Origin of the sequence: Bradyrhizobium sp., from assembly GCF_035701725.1 — a bacterium.
Classification (GTDB): domain Bacteria; phylum Pseudomonadota; class Alphaproteobacteria; order Rhizobiales; family Xanthobacteraceae; genus Bradyrhizobium.
In genome coordinates this window covers 1-23,736 of record NZ_DASSRP010000209.1, presented here as the reverse complement: position 1 = coordinate 23,736, position 23,736 = coordinate 1, and the positions used below count along the sequence as shown (strand labels likewise).

General features: G+C 61.4%; 18 protein-coding genes. 13 read left to right on the top strand and 5 right to left on the bottom strand.

Annotation, left to right across the window (positions count from 1 at the left end):
• On the bottom strand, positions 1 to 824 hold an 824-nt coding region (locus VFL62_RS12205; protein ID WP_325172632.1), incomplete at its 3' end, for an acyl-CoA dehydrogenase family protein.
• A gap of 293 nt (positions 825 to 1,117) precedes the next feature.
• Here VFL62_RS12205 and VFL62_RS12200 point away from each other — a divergent pair.
• Positions 1,118 to 1,387 carry a phosphopantetheine-binding protein gene (locus VFL62_RS12200; RefSeq protein ID WP_325172633.1) on the top strand — a complete coding sequence of 90 codons (270 nt, stop codon included), beginning with the start codon at positions 1,118 to 1,120 and terminating at the stop codon, positions 1,385 to 1,387.
• A 153-nt stretch (positions 1,388 to 1,540) separates the two neighbouring features.
• Here the strand turns inward: VFL62_RS12200 and VFL62_RS12195 are convergent, their stop codons facing one another.
• Positions 1,541 to 2,008 carry a DoxX family protein gene (locus VFL62_RS12195; RefSeq protein WP_325172631.1) on the bottom strand — a complete coding sequence of 156 codons (468 nt, stop codon included), beginning with the start codon at positions 2,006 to 2,008 and terminating at the stop codon, positions 1,541 to 1,543.
• Between the two features lie 153 nt (positions 2,009 to 2,161).
• Here VFL62_RS12195 and VFL62_RS12190 point away from each other — a divergent pair, with 153 nt between their 5' ends.
• The gene (locus VFL62_RS12190; protein WP_325172630.1) at positions 2,162 to 3,826 is read left to right on the top strand and encodes a virginiamycin B lyase family protein; all 1,665 of its coding nucleotides are present in this window, start codon (positions 2,162 to 2,164) and stop codon (positions 3,824 to 3,826) included.
• 1,035 nt (positions 3,827 to 4,861) lie between these two features.
• On the opposite strand, the gene VFL62_RS12185 is transcribed toward VFL62_RS12190, so the two are convergent.
• On the bottom strand, positions 4,862 to 6,634 hold the full coding sequence (locus VFL62_RS12185; RefSeq protein ID WP_325172629.1) for a GMC family oxidoreductase: 1,773 nt from the start codon (positions 6,632 to 6,634) through the stop codon (positions 4,862 to 4,864).
• 12 nt (positions 6,635 to 6,646) lie between these two features.
• Positions 6,647 to 7,372: a gluconate 2-dehydrogenase subunit 3 family protein gene (locus tag VFL62_RS12180; protein ID WP_325172628.1), complete on the bottom strand. Its 726-nt coding sequence runs from the start codon at positions 7,370 to 7,372 to the stop codon at positions 6,647 to 6,649.
• 466 nt (positions 7,373 to 7,838) lie between these two features.
• On the opposite strand from VFL62_RS12180, the gene VFL62_RS12175 reads away from it, so the two are divergent.
• From VFL62_RS12175 to VFL62_RS12125, 11 genes are all read left to right on the top strand, one after another.
• Positions 7,839 to 9,440 carry a porin gene (locus VFL62_RS12175; RefSeq protein WP_325172627.1) on the top strand — a complete coding sequence of 534 codons (1,602 nt, stop codon included), beginning with the start codon at positions 7,839 to 7,841 and terminating at the stop codon, positions 9,438 to 9,440.
• A gap of 364 nt (positions 9,441 to 9,804) precedes the next feature.
• Positions 9,805 to 11,553: a porin gene (locus tag VFL62_RS12170; protein ID WP_325172626.1), complete on the top strand. Its 1,749-nt coding sequence runs from the start codon at positions 9,805 to 9,807 to the stop codon at positions 11,551 to 11,553.
• A 405-nt stretch (positions 11,554 to 11,958) separates the two neighbouring features.
• Complete coding sequence (locus VFL62_RS12165; protein ID WP_325172625.1) at positions 11,959 to 13,677, top strand: porin; 1,719 nt, start codon at positions 11,959 to 11,961, stop codon at positions 13,675 to 13,677.
• Positions 13,678 to 14,111: 434 nt separating this feature from the next.
• Positions 14,112 to 15,833 carry a porin gene (locus VFL62_RS12160; protein ID WP_325172624.1) on the top strand — a complete coding sequence of 574 codons (1,722 nt, stop codon included), beginning with the start codon at positions 14,112 to 14,114 and terminating at the stop codon, positions 15,831 to 15,833.
• Positions 15,834 to 16,075: 242 nt separating this feature from the next.
• Positions 16,076 to 17,026, top strand: coding sequence for a metallophosphoesterase family protein (locus VFL62_RS12155; RefSeq protein WP_325172623.1), 951 nt, complete (start codon positions 16,076 to 16,078; stop codon positions 17,024 to 17,026).
• A 13-nt stretch (positions 17,027 to 17,039) separates the two neighbouring features.
• A complete protein-coding gene (locus VFL62_RS12150) occupies positions 17,040 to 17,417 on the top strand; it encodes a cupredoxin family copper-binding protein (RefSeq protein WP_325172622.1) in 378 nt (125 codons plus the stop codon).
• A gap of 72 nt (positions 17,418 to 17,489) precedes the next feature.
• Complete coding sequence (locus VFL62_RS12145; protein ID WP_325172621.1) at positions 17,490 to 18,203, top strand: sigma-70 family RNA polymerase sigma factor; 714 nt, start codon at positions 17,490 to 17,492, stop codon at positions 18,201 to 18,203.
• 2 nt (positions 18,204 to 18,205) lie between these two features.
• On the top strand, positions 18,206 to 19,024 hold the full coding sequence (locus tag VFL62_RS12140) for an anti-sigma factor (RefSeq protein WP_325172620.1): 819 nt from the start codon (positions 18,206 to 18,208) through the stop codon (positions 19,022 to 19,024).
• A gap of 81 nt (positions 19,025 to 19,105) precedes the next feature.
• The gene (locus VFL62_RS12135; RefSeq protein ID WP_414644690.1) at positions 19,106 to 20,446 is read left to right on the top strand and encodes a cytochrome c; all 1,341 of its coding nucleotides are present in this window, start codon (positions 19,106 to 19,108) and stop codon (positions 20,444 to 20,446) included.
• The gene (locus VFL62_RS12130; protein ID WP_325172618.1) at positions 20,443 to 20,940 is read left to right on the top strand and encodes a (2Fe-2S)-binding protein; all 498 of its coding nucleotides are present in this window, start codon (positions 20,443 to 20,445) and stop codon (positions 20,938 to 20,940) included. The genes VFL62_RS12135 and VFL62_RS12130 overlap by 4 nt, the downstream gene beginning before the upstream one ends.
• The gene (locus tag VFL62_RS12125) at positions 20,937 to 23,177 is read left to right on the top strand and encodes a xanthine dehydrogenase family protein molybdopterin-binding subunit (RefSeq protein WP_325172617.1); all 2,241 of its coding nucleotides are present in this window, start codon (positions 20,937 to 20,939) and stop codon (positions 23,175 to 23,177) included. The genes VFL62_RS12130 and VFL62_RS12125 overlap by 4 nt, the downstream gene beginning before the upstream one ends.
• Before the next feature lie 21 nt (positions 23,178 to 23,198).
• On the opposite strand, the gene VFL62_RS12120 is transcribed toward VFL62_RS12125, so the two are convergent.
• Positions 23,199 to 23,736, bottom strand: a 538-nt coding sequence (locus tag VFL62_RS12120) for an HAD-IA family hydrolase (protein WP_325172616.1), incomplete at its 5' end; no start/stop codon positions are given.

Sequence of the window (23,736 nt, the reverse complement as noted above, 5' to 3'; positions counted from 1 at the left end):
AAGGCTTGGGCGCGCTCCACGGCGCTGGCCGCAATCCCGGCCCAAACCGAAGACCAGCACAGATGCGCCACCGGCGTCATCGTCTGGGCGTGTATCTTGTCATAGCCTTCCGGAAAAATCTGGGCGCTGGTGCCCTTGAATTTCAGCTCGAAGCCGGCGCTGCAGGTTCCGCGCATGCCGAGCGTTTCCCACTCGACGCTCTTCGTCAGCGTATAATCGCGCTTGGTGATCGCGAGCAGCACCTGATCGGAGCCCGCCGCATCGCCGTCGCGCCGCGCGATCGTCACGATGCCGTCGGCCTGTGCGCCGTAGGAGATCACCGTCGCATTGCGCACCAGCGAGATCTCGGTGCCGGCATGTTCAACCGCCGCCGACGAAAAGCGGATGTTGCCGCCGTTCTGGCCCTCGGTGGTCGACGATGCCAGCAGCATCTGTTCGGACGCGATACGGCGCATCAGCGCCTCGTGATAGGCGCTGCCGGTACCGTGGCGGACCAGGCAGGCGACCTTGGTCTGATGCATCGCGAAGATCATCGCGGTCGAGGAACAGGCGCGGCCGAGCGCATAGCACATGTCGGTGATGTCGAAGATCGAGGCGCCGTCGCCGCCGAATGCCTTCGGAATCTGGACGCCCAGCAGGCGTTCGGTGCGGGCGGCGTCGATGGCCTTCTGCGGGAAGCGCGCGGCGCGGTCGACGGCGTCGGCCTCGGTGGCTGCGGCCGCAGCCACAGCGGCTATTCTCTTCGGGAAGGAACTGCGATCGATGAATTGTTCGCTGCTTTGTTCTGCGCTCGTGTCACGAAAACTGGCTTGCTGAACGTTCATGCCGATGAGCCTCGAAGGACAACTTACGATCGAGTGACGCTTAAAGATTTAATTCAAATGCGTCGATGAAATTCGCGATAAGCCGCCGTCGTTTCGGCGATGAAAGTTAATCGGTCGTTTTTTCAATGCTGCGTTTTTTAACGATCGGCATTAGCGTTAAAAGCGGAACAAAGATTTTGCTCAAACCGGATTCACTGTTCTTAAGAGAGTTGCGGATTTATAGTTCGCGCGGTCTCGGCTTGCTTGTTCCAGCCAGCGACGACGAGATCAGTGCCACAAATGAGAGAAACGAAATGCAGATCGGCGGCGATGTTCAGGGCAGGCTGACTGCTCTGGTCAAATCCATCCTCAAACAGAATGCGATTGCCGCCGATGTCGGGCCGACGACGCTTTTGGTGGATGTCGGTCTGACGTCGATGGACATGGTCAACCTGATGCTCGCGGTCGAAGCGGAATTCGATTTCACGATTCCGCAAAACCAGATCACGCCGGAAAATTTCCAGTCGCTCGAAACCCTGACTCGTCTGGTGTCGAGCCAGTTCACGCCCGCAAGCGCGGCGTGATCGGCGAGGGCGCGGCGGGCCCGGACGCATTGTTGAATTCCAAAGAGGCCGGATCGCTTTGAGGCGTCAGGCTCCTCTCCGATTCAACCAAAATGGATTTGACATTCCCCGAGCGAGTGGCCGGCGGAACGTCAAATCCACTCAATGAGGAGTTCAGGACTTCGAGCCCTGCAGCGCGAAAGCGCCGCTGCCGGCCAGCACCAGCGCGGCCTGCGCCACCAGCCACAGCATCGGATATTCCCAGCCGCCACCGGGATTGGAATAGCCCCAGCCGACCGGCCACTTGATCCAGACCACGACCGCCAGGAAGATCAATAGGAATGCCGCCCACTGCCGCGTGTACCAGCCGAGCAGGATCGCAACGCCGCCGATCACCTCCAGGCCGAAGGTCGGCCAGGCGAGCAAGGGTGTGATACCGTTTTTCGCGAGCAGCGCCTCATGCGTGTGCATGCCGCGGGAGATCTTGAGAAAGGCATGAACCAGCCAGTCGAAGCCGAGCGAGATCCGCAGCAGAAAAAGCCCGTAAGGCGCGTAGTCGCGGTCGACGGTGGCGTTCCTGAACATCGCGGCAACAATGCGCGGCAGATTGGCTCGGCTCTCTCTGGCTTGATCGATACTCATCGGTTTTCCCTGTTCTGGTGTCCCCCGCGCGAAGCGCATTGCAGCATAGCCGAGGAATATAGGCTTTGCCCAGCGAAGGTGCTGGTTTTCCGCCAACCGGCCCCCTACACTGACTTCAACAAAGAATAACAATCAAGAACAGGGGAGACGGCCATGTCGCGCCTTGTCGTGTCGAGCTTCGTTTGCCTTCTGGCTATCGCTTGTCTGTTCACCGGCCCTGCGGCCGCGCAGCAGGCGGCCCCGGCGCTGAGCGGAACGGTCACGGCCGGCCCGGAAGCGCTCGAAGGTGTCCTCGTCAGCGCCAAAAAGAACGGTTCGACCATCACGACGACGGTCGTGAGCGGCAAGGATGGCCGCTACGCATTCCCGGCCGGCAGGCTGGAGCCGGGCACCTACTCCTTGCGGATTCGGGCGGTCGGTTACGACCTCGATGGGCCGAGCGAAATTTCCGTTGCGGCGGACAAGGCAACGACCGCTGACCTCAAGCTGCGCGCGGCCAAGGACATCGCGGCCCAGCTCACCAATGCCGAATGGCTTGCCAGCATGCCCGGTACCGACGCGCAGAAGGGGCAATTGCTCAACTGTGTCGGCTGCCACACGCTGGCCCGTCCGCTGAACTCGAAGTACACCGCGGACGAATTTCTGACGCAGATCCTGCCGCGCATGCAGGGCTATGTGAACCAAAGCATTCCCTTGCATCCGCAATTGCGCCGTGCCGAGCGCTTGAGGGAGGAGCGTGGCGATCAGCGGGTGCAGGTCTATCGCGGTGTCGCGGACTTCCTTGCCAGCATCAATCTCAGTTCGCATCCGACCTGGAATTTCGAACTGAAGACGCAGCCGCGTCCGGCCGGGGCGGCGACCCGCGTTATCTATACCGAATACGATCTGCCGAGGGAGACGATCGAGCCGCACGATGTCATCGTCGATGACAAGGGCGCGGTATGGTTCTCGTCCTTCGGCGAACAAAATCTCGGCAAGCTCGATCCGAAGACGGGAAAGCTGACGGAATTTGAAATTCCCGAACACAAGCCCGGTTTCCCCACCGGGCTGCTCGGCCTGCGCAGCGATCCCGAGGGCAATCTCTGGTTCGGCAATATGTATCAGGCGACGATTGCCAGATTCGATCGCAAGACCGAAACGTTCAAGTTCTGGCCGCTGGAGGGCGACGAGAATATCGACGCCGCGCAAATCAACATGGTGAGCCCGCAGAGCTCTGATGTCGACGGCAAGGTATGGGCGCAGAACAACGGTTTTGCCGGCATTCATCGGCTCGACGTTGCGACCGGAAAGTTCGAAACCTTCGAGCCGTTCAAGGGCATGTCGGGCCCGCACAACATCTACGATGTGGTTCCGGATTCCAAAAACAACGTCTATTTCACCGATTTTCGCCAGCGTCATATTGGCCGCATCGACGCCAAGACAGGCAAGGTCGATCTGTTCGAGATCCCGACACCGAATTCGGCGCCGCGCCGCGGCTGGATGGACGCGCAGGACCGTTTGTGGTTCGGCGAATATCGCGCCGACCGCATCGGCATGTTCGACACCAAGAAGGAAGAGTTCAAGGAGTGGCTGGTCCCGCCGAAATGGTCATCGCCCTATGACGTCGTCGTCGACAGGAACGGCGAAGCCTGGACCGGCTCGATGTTGAGTGATCAGGTCACCCGGCTCAATCCCGCGACCGGCGCCACGATCAACTACCTGCTGCCGCGCTCGACCAACATCCGGCGTGTCTTCGTCGACAATTCAACGACGCCGGTCTCTTTCTGGGCCGGCAACAACCACGGCGCCTCGATCGTCAAGGTCGAGCCGCTGGAGTAGGTGTCGCCAAGGGCAGGTAGCTAAGTCAGCCCGCCGTCATTGCGAGCGTCAGCGAAGCAATCCAGTTCGCTTGCACAAATAGTCGTTGTGCCCGCGCTCGTCGCGGGCATCCACGTCTTGCTTTCTTTGCGCAGACAAGTCGTGGATGGCCGGGACAAGCCCGACCATGACGGAACCTTGCTTTCGCCTTCGAGTTCGTGCGCTTCGGCGGACTGTCAGCTCGGTGAAGCTTGCGCAGCGAACGAAGGCGGGTCGTCGCTCCAGTACAAAATTGGTACGTAATTTTTCGCGGGCTCCTCGCAATGACGGGCGACGCGTATTGACATCCATTGATATGACACGATCGCATCACAGGTGATTTGCCCGTCGCGTTAATCTGTCGCAGACGCTTTCGCTTGTGACGACGGGCAAATCACGGGCATCAGTCTGCGCGTCTCGTGCCCGCAAAGAGGGGCGTATCGCGATCGTCACGGACGTTGGGCGCGGGATGCGGTGGACGCGGCAATGCCGAGAGACGAACGGCAATGCTGCGGACGGCGAAGTCGTGTGGTCTTGACGTCTCGACGCTGACGTCAAGTTGGCGGCAATGCTTGCGCATTGCGCTGACGACGGTGACAAAACAGCCCGATCGCCGGAGAGAGCACGAAGGACACCGTTAAAACCATCGCGCGGGGAATGCCGGAACGTTTCGGCGAACCTGCGGTGACTAACTCGTGTGTTTTTTTTCTACACACGAGGCTGCGGGCGAGCCAAGCGCCCGGCATTCCCCGCGCCCTCTGATTTTCAGACGGGTGATCTTGAAAGACCCGGGTGCGGTTCGCGCCGCGGGAACGAGAAGGCGCGCGCCGTCATTGCGGAGCGCGAGCGAGCTCATGCGCTTACCAGATGGAGGGGATTTGACATTCGCTCTACGCGAGCCGCATCTTCTCAAGCGAATGTCAAATCCTAAACTCCATTTGAATTTGAGACTGCTAGTGACCCTTGGATTCTGACATTCGCTACCGGTGTCGCTGCAAGGGAAGGCGAATGTCAGAATCAGGTCACTAGCGGTCCGGGATTCTTCAGGTAGCGGTTCTTGATGGCGTCCGCGGTCCAGTAGGCCAGCGCGCCGACAGGACCGGTCGGATTGTAGGACGAATTGTGCGGGAACACGTTGGCGCCGACCACGAACAGGTTGTGGCAATCCCAGCTCTGCAGATACTTGTTGACCGCGCTGTCGCGCGGATTGACGCCCATGATCGTGCCGCCGGTGTTGTGCGTGCTTTGATAGGGCACCACGGTCCAGGGATCGGTGCGCGCCCGTGCCGGATTGAGCTTGGTCGGGTTCATCGAGTTGGCGATGGCGTTGATGGTCGCGGCCGCATGGACGCCCATCTTGTGCTCATTGGCCTTGTAGTCGAAGGTCATGCGCATCAAGGGCTGGCCGAACGCATTGCGGTAGGTGGGGTCAAGGTCGTAGCAGTTGTAGCGGTTGGCCATCACGCTGCCAGAGGCGTTGATGACCATCGCGGTCTGGTACCATTTCGCGGTCGCGCGCTTCCAGTCGCTGCCCCACAGCGGCGTGCCCGACGGCACCGGGCGATAGCCGATCGGCAGCGGCGTGTTGAAGCCGCCCGCCACGTTGTATCCGCCGACGAATTCGTGCGGGGCGCGATCGAACGCCCAGTTGGTGTTGAAGTCGTCGATGGTGGCATTGGAGCCACCGGCGTTCATGAAGGGGTTGAAATACTTGCCCTCGAAGAACAGCGTTGCGCTGGCGCCGGTCTGGTAGCAGTAATTCTTGCCGATGACGCCCTTCTGCGCGACCGGATCGTACGGCGTGCCGATACCCGACAACAGCATCAGGTGCACGTTGTTGATCGCATAGGCGCACAGCAACACCAGCGAAGCCGGTTGTTCGAATTCTTCGCCGTTGAGCACGTTGGTATAGGTCACGCCGGTGACGCGCTTGCCGTCGGAATCCTTCAGTACGCGGGTGACCCAGGAATTCGTCCGCAGCTCGAAATTCGGCCGCGACATGGCGATCGGGATCACCGTGATATGCGGGCTGCCCTTGGCATTGGCTTCGCAGCCGAAGCGCTGGCAGTAGCCGCAATACTGGCAGGCGCCGAATTTCGAGCCGTCGGGGTTGGTGTAGGGCTCCGACGCGTTGGCCGAGGGCCGCGGGAAGGGATGATAGCCCGCGTTGGCTGCGGCTTGCGAGAACATCTCGCTGGCAAGAATCGGCGTCAGCGGCGGCAGCGGGTATTCGCTCGCGCGTGGCGCTTCGAACGGATTGCCGACCTGCTGGATCTTGCCGCCGATATTGCCGGCCTTGCCGGAAACGGCGGCGGTGCGCTCGAACTTCTCGTAATAGGGCTCGAGCTCGGCGTAGGTGATGCCCCAATCCTGGATGGTCATGTCGTCGGGGATGAACTTCTTGCCGTAGCGCTCCTCATATTGGGAGCGGACCTTGAATTCCATATCGGTCCAGCGCCAGGTGTGACCGCTCCAGTGCACCGCCGATCCGCCGACCACCTCGCCCGGCAGGAACGAGCCGAGCCGGCGCATCGGCAGCGCATCCATCTGCGGGTTGTTGCGCACGGTGATGGTATCGCGCGCGGTGTTCTGCATCAGGTCGTGGCGGACGACATAGCGCAGCTCGTCGCGAATGTTCGGCAGCGCGTAATCGTTCTCGGGCGAGCGCATGGCGCCGCGCTCCAGCGCGACGACTTTCAGGCCGGCTTCGGTGAGTTCCTTGGCGAGAATGCCGCCGGTCCAGCCGAGGCCAATGATGACGACGTCGACTTCCCTAAGCTTCGTGGTCATGGGTTGCCTCCACTAGCTCATGTCGGCAATGCCGAGGGGCTTGGCCGGAAACGGCTTGCCGCGATATTGCGCAACGTGATCGCGATGCACGGCGATGATGCCGGGGAAGCCGATGATGGCCCATCCGGCCTTGTTGCGATTGCCGCCATAGATCGGATCGGAATACATGCCCTCGACCACGGTCTGATACATCGTGGTCCAGAACACGCGCACCGGCAGGCCGCTATCGAAGCTGATCTTGCCGCTGGAGAGGCCGAGCAAAACCTCCTGCCGCTGCTCGGCACTGATCCGGTCGAACGTGTTGCCATAGGTCTTGCGGCAATGCGCATTGGTCGCCGCGATGCCGGCCCGGTAGAGCTGGGCAGGCGTCAACGGCAGCTGGTAACCTTGGGCGGGAGTGCCGAGCTTCCATGGTCCCTGCATGTAGAGCCGATCGCCCTTGCCCCAGCCGCCGGCCAAAGCGCGATCGATATAGATGTTGACGCCGAGATCGGTGCCTTTCGGGCTGATTTCGTCGGCCGGGATCATGTGATCGACCAGCGCTTCGACGAAAGCCGCCTCGTCCAGATTGAGGAAAACGTAGCCGGCCGGTTCGCTCGGGGCGGCGGGCACCGGGGCAGTTTGTTGGGCCTGCGCAGTATCTGTCGCCGCGATGGCCGTGGTGGCGCTCGCCGCGGCCGCGCCGCTCACGACGGCGGTTTTCAGGAAATCGCGGCGGTCGAATCCGTCCTTTTTCATGGTCGTTCCCCCTGGCGGCCGAATATCGCTCGCGGCCTCTTGATTGGGCGTGAGCATGCTGCGTTTGCCCCAACCCGACAAGGCGGGATTTCGCCCCTTGCTCCGACAGCCGCTCATGGCTGGTCGTCTTTTTGCGCGTCCCCAACCACGCAAACGCCGCCCGGCGGTCCGCTCCGCGGGGCACGGCACCGACCGGCGATCTTGCCCGCATCGCTCGGTGCGAATGAAGCAAATATGACGACTGCGTCACGAGAAAAAGAACCGTCATCACATGCCGTTCATCATGCAAAAAACCTCGGTCACATGCGCGTAATTCTGGTTGCTTTGCAGCAATGCTGTGGCGAGGTCGCCACAGCATTTCTTTGCTCGCTACGGCAGAAGGCCGCCGCAAGGAGTCCTCATCCGAGGCTCCGTATTCGGGCACTTCGCGGCAAACATCTTCGCCGCCTTTTGTTGGGGAACTTACGTGAAGAGGACATTCATTACAGCAGCAGCGGTCCTGGCTTTCGCCGCGACGGCTCATGCCGACGAGCTTTCGGACATCCAGGCTCAGTCCAAGCAACTTCGTGAGCAGATGAGCAAGCGTCTCGCTGAACTCGAAAAGCGCCAAAAGGCACTCGAAGCGCAGCAGAAGGCTGCGGTACCGACCATCAGCCCGGTGGACGCGATGGCCGCCGACCTGCCCTACAAGGCCGCCGTCAAGGCCAAGCCGGCCGAGAACGACGACATCTGCATCAAGGGCATTTGCGTCTACGGCAACTTCGACATGGGCGTGTCCTACATCCAGCATGGTGCGCCGCTGAATGCGCTCGGCAATCCGCCGCTGAACTACCTGATTTCGAAGAATTCGAACGGCTCCTATTTCGGCGTCGGTTCGAATCAAGCGAGCAGCTCGTTCATCGGCCTGCGCGGCAAGCAGGAGATCGGCGACAATCTGTACGCGGTGTTCAACTTGCAGACGATCTTCGATCCGGCGAGCGGCATGAATGCCAGCGGCATCGGCGGCATCGCTCAGAACAACGGTCTGACGAATAATCTCGGATTCCAGAACTCGTTCCAGGACTCCTCGAAGGCAGGTCAGATGTTCAACCAGGCCGCCTATTTCGGCATCAGCTCGCCGACCTATGGCACCTTCACGATGGGCCGTCAGTCCGCGCTGAGCTCCGACCTCGTCACCAACTACGACGCGCTCGCTGGCGCAAACGCGTTCTCGCTGCTGACCTTCCAGGGCGCGAACGGCGGCGGCGGCGACACCGAGGATCGCGTCTACGACAATTCCTACGAATATCGCGTCAATGTCGGTCCGGTGCGGCTCGCGGCGATCGCGCAGCTGCGCAACGGCGGCAACAGCTCGACCGGCAATGCCTTCCAGGGCGACATCGGCTTCGACTATATGGGCTTCTCGATGGACTTCCTCGGCGGCAAGACCTACGACGCCGTGTCCGCTGCCCCGTTGTCGCAGGCCCAGCTTGCGGCCTCGATCAACACGGTTGCCAATGGCAACGGCATCATCGCGGGCACGGTCTCCGACAACACCGTGTTCCAGGTCGGCGCCAAGTACGTCATCGGACCGTGGAAGTTCTACGGCGGCTACGAGAACGTGCACTTCGCCAACCCGGACAATCCGCTGGCTCCCGGCGCCTTCGTCACCGGCGGCTACATCCTCGGTGCGGGGACTGCGATCAACAACACCAACTTCACCAAGGAGAAGGTGCTGCAGACCGGCTGGATCGGCGCGAAGTATGCGATCACGCCGACCCTCGACATCGCGGGCGCCTATTACCATGAGTGGCAGAACAGCTTCGCCGCGACCGGCGTCAATGTCGGCTGCACGGACGCGCGCTCCGCGCAGTGCTCCGGTTCGCTGGATGCGGTCTCGCTGATGGTTGACTGGCGCTTTGCCAGACACGTCGACATGTACGCCGGTGTGATGTGGTCGCAGGTGCAGAACGGACTTGCCAGCGGCTTCCTGCAGGCAAACGGCACCAACGCAGGCGGCACGATCGTCGGCGGCTCCAACAAGGCCTCGTCCTACGATCCGGGCATCGGCCTGCGTTACCAGTTCTGATTTAGGCCCAAGCATGAAGGGCAGAGACATCCGATCCGCGTTCCCCCACGAGGCTCGTGATGTTTCTGTCCCTCATCGCCAATTTGCGATGTTGCCGTCTCCGGAATTTGCATAAAAATTCTTTAAGTAATTTTCGATTGTCGCACGTTTTCTTAAACGGCATTTAGATAGTAAATCGCGTTTCATATTATAAATATCATATTACGAAGTTTTGTCGGCTTCTCAACACGTTGTGTCGTCCGAGTGACATCATTTCCCAATGACGTGATGCAGGATTGTTCACGTAGGAGTCCTCATTCGAGGCTCCTTTCCTTTAGCAGCCGCGGCGCATGGTTGTGACCGCGCCTATTTTGGGGGACCTTACGTGAAAAGGACTTTTATCTCAGCAGCGGCCATCCTGGCATTCGCAGCGACCACGGCTCACGCCGACGAGCTGACGGATATCCAGGCCCAGGCCAAGCAACTTCGTGAACAGAACGCGGCGATGACCAAGCGTCTCGCCGACATCGAAAAGCGGCAGAAGGCGCTTGAAGCGCAGAAGGCCGCCGTGCCCACCATCAGCCCGGTGGACGCGATGGCCGCTGACCTGCCCTACAAGGCCGCGGTCAAGGCCAAGCCGATCGAGAACGACGACATCTGCATCAAGGGCATTTGCGTCTACGGCAACTTCGACATGGGTCTCAGCTACGAGCAGCACGGCACTCCTTTCAACGGGATGGCTGGCGGGCCGCTGAACTACATTGTCGAAAAAGCATCGAATGGCTCTTACTTCGGTGCTGCCGCCAACCAGATGAGCACCTCGTTCATCGGCCTGCGCGGAAAGCAGGAGATCGGCGACAATCTGTACGCCGTGTTCAACCTGCAGACCCTGTTCAACCCGGCCTCCGGCATGAACGCCAACGGCATTGGCACGATCGTGCAGAACAACGGTCTCGGTCAGTCTCCGCAGTTGGGTGGCGGCTTCGCCAACTCCTACGGCGATTCGTCGAAGGCCGGCCAGATGTTCAACAACGCGGCCTACTTCGGCATCAGTTCGCCGACCTATGGTACCTTCACGATGGGCCGTCAGTCGGCTCTGACCTCGGACCTCGTCGTCAACTATGACGCGCTGTCCGGTTCGAACGCCTGGTCGTTGATCACCTTCGAAGGTGCGACCGGCGGCGCTGGCGTCACCGAAAACCGCATCTACGACAACTCCTATGAGTATCGTCTGAACATCGGTCCGGTGCGGTTGGCGGCTGAAGCGCAGCTCCGCAACGGCGGCAACTCATCGGTCGGAAATGCGTTCGAAGGCGATATCGGCTTCGACTATATGGGCTTCTCGATGGATTTCGTCGGCGGCAAGGTCACCGATGCGCCCTCCGTCGGGGCGACGTTGAGCACAGCTCAGGTCAATGCCATCACTGCCACGCAGTTGGGGGCGAGCCCGACGGGTTATGCCGTCCCATGCTCGCTGGGATGTCTCGGCGCTGTTGTCTCCGATAATACGGTGTTCGCCGTCGCCGGCCGCTACACGATCGGGCCCTGGAAGTTCTTCGGTGGCTACGAGCATGTCCAGTACCAGAACCCGGATAGCTCGCTCGCTCCGGGCGCTTTCGACTATGGCGGCTATAACCTCGGTGTCGCCAACAACAACTTCTATGCCTCCGACAAGAACCTGAACGTCTTCTGGGTTGGCGTGAAGTATGCGGTCACACCTACCTTGGACGTCATGGGCGCCTACTACGGTCAGCGCGCAGGATACTTCACCGTCGGCGCTGGTCCTGCCGGTTCGACGCTGGCCGTGCCGGCCAGCGGGATTCCCGGCAACCCAGCGCAGGCCGCTGCCTGCGCCGCCAACAGCGCTTCCTCGCCAGGCTGCGCCGGCGGCACCGACATGGTCAGCATCGCGATGGACTGGCGGTTTGCCCGTCACGTCGATCTCTATGCCGGCGTGTCCTGGCAGCAGAAGTTCGGTGGCTTCGTCAACGGCTACATGCTGTCAACAGCTAACGGCTTTGGTCCCGGCTTTGCCGCCGCCACCGCCGGCTGCGCCACCGGCGTGCCGCCGTGCAACCTCGCCACCCGGGTTTCGAACTTCGATCCCGGTATCGGTCTCCGCTACCAGTTCTGATGACCTCGTAGCGAAAGGACTTCAACCATGAATGACAGAGGCACCGGATCCACGTCCCCCACGCGGCTCACGGTGTCTCTGCCGCTCGTCGAAAGCTCCATATCGATTTATGACAGAAATCTAACAGGGTTCTCACGAAGATTCACGGATTCGAGAGAAGCGCGTGAATCTAAATCACGGATTTGAAATACGTGCGCGATCACCTATCACATGATGTACATCATATTTCGCTCGTAGATCACATGAGCGTAATTTCGGTCGGCTTGCGGTATCGCTGTGGCGAGGCGGACACAGCATTTCTTCTTCCCCTAAGGCACAAGGCGGACCAAGGAGTTTTCATTCGAAGCTCCGTAACCAGGCGGTCCGCGGCGATGGTTGTTGCCGCGCCTATTTTGGGGGATTTACGTGAAGAGGACTTTCATCTCAGCAGCAGCCATCCTGGCGTTCGCTGCGTCGGCGCACGCCGACGAGCTGACAGATATCCAGGCCCAGGCCAAGCAACTTCGTGAGCAGAACGCGGCGATGACCAAGCGTCTTGCTGACATCGAAAAGCGCCAGAAGGCTCTCGAAGCCCAGAAGGCGGCCGTGCCCACCATCAGCCCGGTGGACGCGATGGCGGCCGACCTGCCCTACAAGGCAGCAGTCAAGGCCAAGCCGGTCGAGAACGACGACATCTGCATCAAGGGCATTTGCGTCTACGGCAACTTCGACATGGGCATCAGCTACAACCAGCACGGCAGCCCGTTCGCTGCGATGGCTGGCGGTCCGCTGCAGTACATGGCTGAAAAGGCGTCGAATGGCTCGTACTTCGGTGTCGCGTCCAACCAGATGAGCACCTCGTTCATCGGTCTGCGCGGCAAGCAGGAGATCGGCGACAATCTCTACGCCGTGTTCAACCTGCAGACCCTGTTCAACCCGGCCTCCGGCATGAACGCCAACGGCGTCGGCGCGATCGTGCAGAACAACGGTCTCGGTCAGTCCCCGCAGCTCGGCACCTGGGCCAACTCCTACGGCGACTCGTCAAAGGCTGGCCAGATGTTCAACAACGCGGCCTACTTCGGCATCAGCTCGCCGACCTACGGTACCTTCACCATGGGCCGTCAGTCGGCGCTGAGCTCGGACCTCGTCGTCAACTATGACGCGCTGTCCGGCTCGAACGCCTGGTCGCTGCTCACCTTCGAAGGTGCTTCCGGCGGCGGCGGCGTCACCGAAGACCGCATCTACGACAACTCGTATGAGTATCGTCTGAACATCGGTCCGGTGCGGTTGGCGGCTGAAGCGCAGCTCCGCAACGGCGGCAACAGCGCGACCGGCAACGCCTTCCAGGGCGACATCGGCTTCGACTATATGGGCCTGTCGATGGACTTCGTCGGCGGCAAGATCTGGGATGCCCTTTCGGTCGGCACCACCTTGTCGAGTGGGCAGGTCGCCGCACTGACCACCAACCAAGCGACGGGCGCCGGCAATGCGTTCGGCGGCGCCATCGGCTGCTCGCTCGGCTGTGTGTCGGGCGTTATCTCCGACAACACCGTGTTTCAGGTTGCCGCTCGTTACACGATCGGACCCTGGAAGTTCTACGGCGGCTACGAGCGCGTCCAGTATTCAAATCCGGACAGCCCGTTGGCGCCGGATGCCTTTGCGGCGGGCGGCTATAACATCGCCTTCGTCAACAACAACAACTATCTCGAGAACAAGAACCTGAACGTCTTCTGGGTTGGCGTGAAGTACGCGGTGACGCCCACTCTGGATGTCATGGGTTCGTACTACGGCCAGCGCTTTGGCTTCTTCACGTCCGGCGCCGGACCTGGCGCACTTGGCAACAACGCATTCGCCAACGCTCCGGGTGGCCCGACCAGTGGTACGGCCGCACAGCAGGCTGCCTGCGCAGCCAACAGCGCTTCGCTGGGTAACTGCGCCGGCGGTCAGGACATGGTGGCTGTCGCGATGGATTGGCGCTTTGCCCGTCACGTCGATCTCTATGCGGGCGTGGCTTGGAACCAGAAGTTCGGTGGCGCCGCCAACGGCTTCGTGCTGTCGACCCAGAACGGCGTCCTGACCGGGACCGCTGTGAAGGATCACGTCTCGACCTTCGATCCCGGCATCGGCCTCCGCTACCAGTTCTGAGAAGGGAGTGCAGCGACTTAGACGGAGATATCTGAGTTTGATCAATGACTTGAGATGTCTCCATTCTCTACCAGCCAGCCGGTTTTCAACTTGACCGGCTGGCTCTCAGGCTCAAACGACCGAAGGTAGTTCCGAGGGAATCGGAGCCCACTTTCACCGAAGGAAAGATCTGAAGGAGAACAACCGATAGATGTAAAAAGACCATAGCACGTTTTTAAGTATCAAAATCGCTGTGTCATACCGGCAACAGGGCCAACTCGTTTGGGGGGACGTTCCTCCAAAAAGCGGCTTCGTCGCCGGCTGTGGCGTTTTGGTTACAGTATTTCTTTTCCCCCTGACGCAGAGTGTCTGCCTAAGGAGTCCTCATCCGAGGCTCCGTAACCAGGCAGCTCGCGGCGTATGGTTGTGCCGCGTCCTATTTTGGGGGACCTTACGTGAAAAGGACTTTTATCTCAGCAGCGGCCATCCTGGCGTTCGCAGCGACCGCGGCTCACGCCGACGAGCTGACGGATATCCAGGCCCAGGCCAAGCAACTTCGTGAACAGAACGCGGCGATGACCAAGCGTCTCGCCGACATCGAAAAGCGGCAGAAGGCGCTCGAAGCGCAGAAGGCCGCCGTGCCCACCATCAGCCCGGTGGACGCGATGGCTGCTGACCTGCCCTACAAGGCTGCGGTCAAGGCCAAGCCGATCGAAAACGACGACATCTGCATCAAGGGCATTTGCGTCTACGGCAACTTCGACATGGGCATCAACTACCAGCAGCACGGCAGCCCGTTTGCCGGCGCGTTTGCCGCTGGCGCGAACCAGTTCTTGGTTGAAAAGGCATCGAACGGTCCGTTCTTCGGCGTTGCCGCCAACCAGATGAGCACCTCGTTCATCGGTCTGCGTGGCAAGCAGGAGATCGGCGACAATCTGTACGCCGTATTCAACCTGCAGACCCTGTTCAACCCGGCCTCTGGCGTGAACGCGAGCGGTCTGGGCGCGATCGTGCAGAACAACGGCCTCGGTCAGTCTCCGGCGCTCGGCACCTGGGGCAACTCTTTCGGCGACTCGTCGAAGGGCGGCCAGATGTTCAACAACGCGGCTTACTTCGGTATCAGTTCGCCGACCTATGGTACCTTCACCATGGGCCGTCAGTCGGCGCTGACCTCGGATCTCGTCGTCAACTATGACGCGCTGTCCGGTTCGAACGCCTGGTCGCTGATCACCTTCGAAGGTGCTACCGGCGGCGGCGGCGTCACCGAAGACCGCATCTGGGACAACTCCTATGAGTATCGTCTGAACATCGGTCCGGTGCGGTTGGCTGCTGAAGCACAGCTCCGTAACGGCGGCAACAGCGGCACCAACAACGCCTTCGGCGGCGACATCGGCTTTGACTATATGGGTCTGTCGATGGACTTCGTCGGAAGCAAGATCTACGACGCGGTTTCCGTCGGTGGCACCCTGACTTCGTCGCAGGTTAACCAGCTCACGCAGCTTCAGGCCGGTTTGATCCCGAACCCGTTCGGCCCGTCGTTCGGTTGCGCGAACGGTTGTATGTCGGGCACCATCTCCGACAACACCACGTTCCAGGTTGCCGCTCGCTACACGATCGGCCCCTGGAAGTTCTACGGTGGGTATGAGCACGTCACCTACGAAAACCCGAACCAGGCTTTGGCCCCGGGCGCCTTCGTGTACGGCGGCTATAACCTCGGCTTCGTCAACAACAACGCCTTCCTCGACAACAAGAACCTGAACATCTTCTGGGTCGGCGTGAAGTACGCCGTGACGCCCACCTTGGACGTCATGGGTGCCTACTACGGCCAGCGGTTCGGCTTCTTCACGACCGGTGCAGGCGCTGGCGTTGGCGCGTTCGCCAACGTTCCGGGTGGTGCGCCTGCCCTCGGCAGCTCGGCTGCGCAGCAGGCTGCCTGCGCCGCCAACAGCGCCTCAGGGTTCAACTGCGCCGGCGGTCAGGACATGGTCTCGGTTGCGATGGACTGGCGCTTTGCCCGTCACGTCGACTTCTACGCCGGCGTAGGCTGGAACCAGAAGTTCGGTGGCGCTGCCAACGGCTTCATCCTGTCGACCAACAACGGTGCCCTCACCGGTACTGCTGTGAAGGATCACGTCTCGAGCTTCGATCCCGGTGTCGGTCTGCGCTATCAGTTCTAAGCCAGACCGAAACCAGACTTAAGACGTTGTGGGGGAGCGGAATTTCCGCTCCCCCATTTCGTTTGGTCGGGACTTCCTAACCCGCCCAAGGTCAGTTGGGGGATACCGTCACAAGGCTTTGTGAACCATCCCTGTCCGCGCGGTCATCCGTTCAGGAATAAAGGCGGAAAACCCTGAGTCTCTCCCTTACGCGCAATCCTGCGCCATCTGGGGCCGGCAAGGCTCCATAGGGAGAATATGACATGGCTAAAAAGGGCCTTGACGATCAGGACAAGGGGCTAGGCCGCCGCGAAGTGCTGGAATGTATGGTCTGGGCGGGAACGGGCGTCCTTTGGACCATGAGTGGCGGTGTCCCGCATTCGATCGGGCTGATCGGTGAAGCGGCCGCTGCCGAACCGACCACCGGCTTCACCTTCCTGCAGATGAGCGACAGCCACATCGGCTTCGACAAGGCTGCCAATCCCGACGCGCTCGGCACGCTCCGTGAAGCGGTCGCCAAGGTCAAGGCGATGCCGACCAAGCCATCTTTCATTATCCACACCGGCGACATCACCCATCTCTCGAAGCCCGCCGAGTTTGACAATGCCGACAAGGTATTCAACGAGACCGGCGTGCAGATTCACTGGGTTCCCGGCGAGCACGACATCATCGATGAAGATCGCGGCAAGGCCTATCTCGAGCGCTACGGCAAGGGGGCGAAGGGCGCCGGCTGGTACTCTTACGACGATCATGGCGTTCACTTTATCGGCCTCGTCAACGTCGTCGACCTGAAGGGTGGCGGTCTCGGCAATCTCGGCGCCGAACAGCTCGCCTGGCTCGAAGCGGACCTGAAGGATCGCTCCAACTCCACGCCGATCGTGGTCTTCTCTCATATCCCGCTCTACGTCCTCTACAAGGATTGGGGCTGGGGTACGGAAGACGGTCAGCGCGCGCTCGATCTGCTCAAGCGCTTCGGCTCGGTCACGGTGCTGAACGGCCATATCCATCAACTCGCCCAGAAGGTCGAAGGCAACATGACCTTCCACACCGCGCTGTCGACAGCGTTCCCGCAGCCGGCTCCGGGCACCGCGCCTTCGCCGGGACCGATGGTCGTTCCTGCCGATCAGCTTCGCGGCAAGCTCGGGCTTTCGACGGTCACGGTGGCGCAAGGCAACAAGCCGCTCGCTTTCGTCGACAAGACACTGGCCGGTTAATCTGAGGACGTCCATGCAAGCTCTGCGTAACCACCTGTACCTCACTGCGGCGCGATTCACTCCCGGTCGCGCCGTGGTCGCTGCGATGCTCGCCGGGCCGATCGTCGGCGCGTTGCTGGCGTTTGGCGCCGTCGCAGCGGAGGAGCCCAATGTCGTTACAATCGACAACTTCACGTTCACCCCGCCCGAACTGACGGTCGCGGTTGGAACAACAGTGAAGTGGGTCAATCACGACGACATTCCGCATAACGTGACGAACAAGGACAAGATCTTCCGGTCCAAGGCGCTCGACACTGACGACTCGTATTCGTTCACGTTCGCCAATGCCGGCACCTACGACTACTTCTGCGGTCTGCACCCGCATATGCAAGGAAAGATCATCGTCAAGTGACCTCATGAGAGCCAGCGGTTCGGTTCGAACATAAGGCCGCTGGCAAACCGAACTTCTGCTGGAGCTTTGGATTTGACATTCGCATTCGACACTCTCGCTGAGACGGGTAGCGAATGCCAAATCCGCTCCACCACGGTCCGCCGCCCGTCTTTCCGGTGTACCGAACTCAAAAACGACATGCTAAAAGACCGGCCGGAAGGCTCAGATCGGGTGTCTGACCAGTTGCAAATGCCGGTCTCCGTTGTGCAAAGCAAGGATGATAGAGACGCGTTCGACGAGATTTTCCTGCCGTATCTGCCAGAGGCCTACCGTCTCGCGCAGTGGCTCTCCGGCAATGCTTCGGATGCCGAAGACATCGTGCAGGAAGCCGCCATACGGGCGTTTCGCGGCATCAAGGGCTTCGGCGCGGTCAATGCGAGAGCGTGGTCGCTGACCATCGTGCGCAACACGGCGCTGAGCTGGTTGACCAAGAACAGGCCAAGAACGGTTGGATATATCAACGATCTCAACCCGGCGGAGCAGCAGGAGCTGGAACACGAGGGTCTGCACGGAGCGAGAGTAGAGACACCGGAGGAAGCGGTACTTTTCAAGGCAGATGCCGAGCAGCTTCAGAAGGCGTTGGCGCAGTTGCCGGCGCAGTTTCGCGAGGTGCTCGTTTTGCGGGAAATCAACCAGATGAACTATCGCGATATTGCCGAGATCACCAATTCCCCCATCGGCACCGTGATGTCCCGTCTGTCGCGAGGAAGGCAGCTCCTGATCGGGCTTCTCGGAGATCAAGAATAACCATGGCGGCGTTTTTGCAAGATCATGACGAGCTGCAGTTGACCGCCTATTGCGACGGCGAGCTGGATGCTGCCACCGCCGCCGAGTTCGAGCGCCGCATGGCGGCGGATGACAAGCTGCGGGCGCGGTATGCACATCTGATGTCGTTGCGGAAGGCGATGCAGGCGCTGCCGCAGGCCGCCGTGCCATCGGATTTGCAGGCGCGCATTCAGGCTAAGTTGAATGCAGAGCAAGCGGAAGCGGATCAGCCGAACGAAGTCGGCAGCAGCAATGTCACGGTGCTGCGTCGACGTCCCGGCCGGACGTGGTCGTTCCAGGCGCTTGCGGCGTCGGCCCTGATCGGCGCTGTGATCTCCGGTTCGGCGCTGAAGACGATCGACCGCTTCAGCCAGGGCGATGCGGTCGCCAGCGAGGTCGTCGCCGGCCATATCCGTGGTCTGCTGGCGCCGCAGCCCTTCGACATCGCATCCTCCGACCGTCACACGGTCAAACCCTGGTTCACGTCGCGGCTGCCGGAATCGCCACAGGTGCCGGACCTCACCGACAAAGGTTTCGTGCTGCTGGGTGGCCGCGTCGACGTGATCGAGAACCGTCCCGTGGCGACGATCGTCTACAAGCATGCGGCGCATACGGTGAGCGTCACCACCTTGAAGCCCGGTCAGTCCGTGCCGGACCAGAATATCGCCGGTTACAATGTCCGAAGCTGGAGCGACGGCAATTTCACTTATGTTGCCGTCTGCGACCTGCCGACGACGGACCTGGCGGTATTTGAACGTGCATTCTCCGCGGCCGCGCCGGCGCCGGAGATCATCAAGCAATAACGGCTGCGGATCTCGCTTTCCGGCACGTTTTCAGACGAAAACTGTGCTAACAAGTCCCAAAGCTAAAAGAGCCTGGGACGGATGCGAAAGTCAGGGATCATTGTGAGCGTTGCCGTCGCGGCGCTGCTCGGCGGAGCGCTTGCGGCTTTTGCGGTCGCCTGGCGGCCGGCAATCGCCTCAATCGAACCTCCCGCGCCGCAGTCCTTCGATCCCGCCCTGGTCAAACGCGGCCGCGAACTCGCGGCGATGGGCAATTGCAGCGATTGCCATACTACCAAGGGCGGCAAGGATTATGCCGGCGGCTTGGCGGTGCCGACACCATTCGGCTCGGTCTATTCGTCGAACATCACGCCCGATCCGGACACCGGCATCGGCCGCTGGTCGGAAGCCGCATTCCAGCGCGCCATGCGTTCCGGCGTCGATCGTGCGGGACGTCACCTTTATCCGACCTTTCCTTACGACCATTTTACCAATGTCAGCGACGAGGACGATCGCGCGCTCTATGCATTCCTGATGACGCGCGCGGCGGTTCGCGCATCCGCCCCGCCCAACGACCTCGCATTTCCCTTCGATCAGCGGTTCGTCGTTGCGGGGTGGAAGCTGCTTTTCCTGAAAGGCGGGACCTTCAAGGAAGACCGCTCGCAAAGCGCCGAATGGAATAGGGGCGCTTACCTGGTCGAAGGTCTCGCGCATTGCGGCGCGTGTCATACTCCGCGCAATGCACTCGGCGCGGAAAAAGCCAGCGCATCGTTCTCCGGCGGCGATGTCGACAACTGGCACGCTTATGCCATCAATGCGCAGTCGCCTTCGCCGCTGCCGTGGACCTCTGAGGCGCTGTTTCATTATCTGCGCTACGGCTGGGATTCCGATCACGGTGTGGCGCGCGGGCCGATGGCCGAGGTCACCGCCAATCTGTCGTCAGTGCCGGAGAGCGACGTCCGCGCGATCGCTGTTTATATGACGAGCGCGTTCGCACGCCCGGCCGGCGTGGTTCGCGCCGATCTCAAATCACCGTCCGCTCAGCCCGCATCGGCGGGCGACGCCGGTGCCGCGATCTATCAGGCCGCCTGCGCCACGTGTCACGAAGCTGACCGTCCGCTGCCCTATAGCGGAATCAATCTCCGTCTCAGCACCGCTCTCAGCGCGCCGGAACCGCGGAACGCCGCCAATATCATCCTGTCGGGCATTCGCCCCGTCGCCGGGGAACGCAGTCCCATCATGCCGGGTTTTGCCAACAGCATGAGCGACGAGCAGGTTGCCGCACTCCTGAATTATCTCCGCGGCCGTTTCAGCACCCAGCCGGCATGGGGCGCCGTCGAACGGACGGTGCGGGACGCCAGGCGAACCGAAACCGTATCCGTCCAGGGCGCGCCGGGCGGCAACCACGTTGCAGGCGGGTCTGCACAGCGAGAAAAGCCATGATGACACTGAAGGTCAATGGTCACGATCACGAGATCGATGCCGATCCCGATACGCCGCTGCTCTATGTGCTGCGCGACGAGCTCAAGCTCAACGCGGCCAAATTCGGCTGCGGTCTCGGCCAATGCGGCGCCTGCACGGTGATCGTGGACGGCAAGGCGGTGTTGTCGTGCGTCACGCCGCTGCTGCTCCTCAAGGGCAAGGAAGTGACGACGCTGGAAGGTTTGGGGACGCTCGAGAAACCCGCGCCGATCCAGCGCGCCTTCATGGAAGAACAGGCCGCGCAATGCGGCTACTGCATCGCCGGAATGATGATGCGCGCCCAGGCGCTGCTGCAGCGGAAATCCAAGCCGAGCGACGCCGAGATTCGCGCGGAGCTGCAAACCAATCTCTGCCGTTGCGGCACCCATATGCGCATCCTTCGTGCCGTGCATCGCGCGGCGCAGCTGATGGATACGGCCGGGCTGACAACGAATGGTTCGGGAGGCGAGCGATGAACGGTCCCGTCAATCTCGATCGGCGTCAGGTGCTGGCCGGCGGTGGCGCGCTGGTCGTCAGCTTCTCGCTCTCGGATGCCTTCGCGCAAGATCAGGCCGCGCCGGCTGCCGCCCCAGCTCCGCCGCCAAGTCTTCCCGGCAGCTTGAAGGACGCGCCGCTTCTTGATTCATGGATCCGCATCGATGCGAACGGCAGCATCACGGTATTCACCGGCAAGGCCGAACTCGGGCAGGGCTTCAAGACTGCGTTTCAGCAGATCGCCGCCGAAGAGCTTGACGTGCCGTTCGCCTCGCTCAAGGTCGTCACCGCCGATACACAACTGACAGCGGATGAGGGCTACACCTCGGGCAGCCAATCCACGCAGTACAGCGGTACCGCGATCCAGAACGCCGCGGCACAGGTGCGCGAACTTCTGATCGCGGAAGCCGCGCGGCGCTTCAATCTGCCGGTGGAGAACCTGCGGACTGAAGGTGGTGCCGTGGTTGCGCCGGACGGCCAGCGCCTGGGCTATGGCGATCTCGTTTCGGACGGCATGATGCATGTGCAGGCCCAGCCGAAATCAAAGTTGAAAAATCCGGCAACCTACAGGGTAATGGGCCAGTCGCTGCCGCGGGTCGATATTCCGGCGAAGGTCACTGGCGGCGCCGCCTACGTTCAGGATATGCGATTGCCTGATATGGTGCACGCCCGCATCGTGCGTCCGCCGAGCTACGGTGCGCAGTTGATCGCATGCGATACGTCTTCGGTCGAGAAACTGCCGGGTTTCGTCAAGGTGGTTCGCGACGGCAATTTCCTGGCCGTGGTGGCCCAAAAGGAGTTTCAGGCGATCAAGGCGATGAGGGCGTTGTCGGCGGCGGCGAAATGGAAGGAGACACCGGGTCTGCCGAAACAGGACGATCTGGTCGCCGTCCTCACGAACTTGAAGTCGAACGACAAGACCATCTATCAGCAGAGCGATCCCGCTGCCGTCGGCCTGAAGACGGTCGAGGCCAGTTACACGCGTCCCTATCAGGCGCATGGTTCGATCGGGCCGTCCTGCGCGATCGCGCAACTCAACGACGGCGCGATGACGGTCTGGACGCACACCCAGGGCGTCTATCCCGATCGTCAGGGGATCGCCGAGATGCTGAAGGTGCCGCTGGAAAGCGTGCGGCTGATCCACGTCGAGGGCTCCGGCTGCTACGGCCATAACGGCGCCGACGACGTTGCGGCCGACGCCGCCCTGATCGCACGGGCAGTGCCCGGGATTCCGGTGCGCGTGCAATGGATGCGCGAGCAGGAGCACGGCTGGGAGCCGTTCGGTCCAGCCATGGTGACCAAGCTGAAGGCATCGCTCGACGGCAACGGCAAAATCGTCGACTGGAATTTCGACGTCTGGACCAATACGCATTCGATGCGGCCGGGCGGCGCCGGCTCGATGCTGGCGGCCCAGCACATCGCCGAACCGTTCGCCGTGCCGGAGCCGAAACCGATCCCGCTGCCGGCCGGGGGCGGGGATCGCAATGCGATCCCGATCTACAAATTCCCCAACGCGAAGGTGGTGCACCATTTCATTCCGGCCATGCCGGTACGTGTCTCGGCGATGCGGGCGCTCGGCGCCTATCACAACGTGTTTTCGATCGAGAGCTTCATGACCGAGCTCGCCGAACTTGCCGGCGAAGATTCCGTCGAATTCAGGCTGAAGCATCTGGAGGACAAGCGCGGCCGTGACGTCATCGAGAAAGCGGCGAAGGAATTCGGCTGGAAAAAGGGACAGAAGGCGGCCGTCGACCGCGGCTACGGATTTGCCTTTGCGCGCTACAAGAGCCTCGCGGCCTATTGCGCCATCGCGACCGAGGTGGAAGTCAACCGGGAAACCGGGCGCGCACGTCTGGTGCGCGCGGTGGCCGCCGTCGACAGCGGACAAGTCGTCAATCCCGACGGACTGATCAATCAGGTCGAGGGCGCCATCATTCAGTCGAGCAGCTGGACGCTCTATGAAGCCGTGACTTTCGACGATACGCGGATCACCAGTACCGACTGGCAGACCTATCCGATCCTGCGCTTCGACGCGGTCCCGGAAAAGATCGACGTCCACATCATCAATCGTCCGGGCCTGCCGTTCCTTGGCAGTGGTGAAACCGGGCAGGGGCCGGCCGCTGCGTCGGTCGCCAACGCGGTCGCCGCTGCCACCGGAAGACGGTTGCGTGATCTGCCGCTGACGCGAAAGAAGATCAAGGACGCGATCGACGCGTAAGGCTGTCGCGTCGTCAGGTTTTTACCGAAGCGGCAGGCCGGTCGCCGCTTCGAGTTCCGCAAGCGCCTGTTCGGCGCTGACCACCTTGATCGTGGTCATGCCCATTTCGCGCGCCGGCTTCAAGTTGACTCCGAGGTCGTCAAGATAGATGCAGCGTTTCGGATCGATGCCGAGCGCGTCCGCCATCATGCGGTAGATTTTTGGATCCGGTTTTCGCAAGCCGATCCTGGCGGATTCGATGATGTGGTCGAACAGCGCCATCACCTCGGCGATATAGAGGGTCCGTCCACCGGCGCTGCCGATCGCGTTGGCCGGAAGATTGTTGGTGATGCAGCCGGTCCTGAATTTCGACCGGATGCGCCGGAGTGCCTCGACCATTTCCGGCCGCAGGTCGCCGGCCAATAATGGCAACACGTCCTTTCCGCGGACCTCGGCGCCGAGCGCGAGCGATTCCGCGGCGAACTGGCGGTCGAAGGTTTCGATGTCGATCTCGGCGCGCTCGAACTTCGCCCAGGCGTTCTCCAGATGATTGGCGGCGTTGGTGCGGCGGATGATGTCG

Bases quoted from the DNA above. Each gene is read 5' to 3' on its own strand.
- VFL62_RS12200 (WP_325172633.1), top strand. From the start codon at position 1,118: ATGCAGATCGGCGGCGATGTTCAGGGCAGGCTGACTGCTCTGGTCAAA.
- VFL62_RS12195 (WP_325172631.1), bottom strand. From the start codon at position 2,008: ATGAGTATCGATCAAGCCAGAGAGAGCCGAGCCAATCTGCCGCGCATT.
- VFL62_RS12190 (WP_325172630.1), top strand. From the start codon at position 2,162: ATGTCGCGCCTTGTCGTGTCGAGCTTCGTTTGCCTTCTGGCTATCGCT.
- VFL62_RS12185 (WP_325172629.1), bottom strand. From the start codon at position 6,634: ATGACCACGAAGCTTAGGGAAGTCGACGTCGTCATCATTGGCCTCGGC.
- VFL62_RS12180 (WP_325172628.1), bottom strand. From the start codon at position 7,372: ATGAAAAAGGACGGATTCGACCGCCGCGATTTCCTGAAAACCGCCGTC.
- VFL62_RS12155 (WP_325172623.1), top strand. From the start codon at position 16,076: ATGGCTAAAAAGGGCCTTGACGATCAGGACAAGGGGCTAGGCCGCCGC.
- VFL62_RS12150 (WP_325172622.1), top strand. From the start codon at position 17,040: ATGCAAGCTCTGCGTAACCACCTGTACCTCACTGCGGCGCGATTCACT.
- VFL62_RS12140 (WP_325172620.1), top strand. From the start codon at position 18,206: ATGGCGGCGTTTTTGCAAGATCATGACGAGCTGCAGTTGACCGCCTAT.
- VFL62_RS12135 (WP_414644690.1), top strand. From the start codon at position 19,106: ATGCGAAAGTCAGGGATCATTGTGAGCGTTGCCGTCGCGGCGCTGCTC.
- VFL62_RS12130 (WP_325172618.1), top strand. From the start codon at position 20,443: ATGATGACACTGAAGGTCAATGGTCACGATCACGAGATCGATGCCGAT.
- VFL62_RS12125 (WP_325172617.1), top strand. From the start codon at position 20,937: ATGAACGGTCCCGTCAATCTCGATCGGCGTCAGGTGCTGGCCGGCGGT.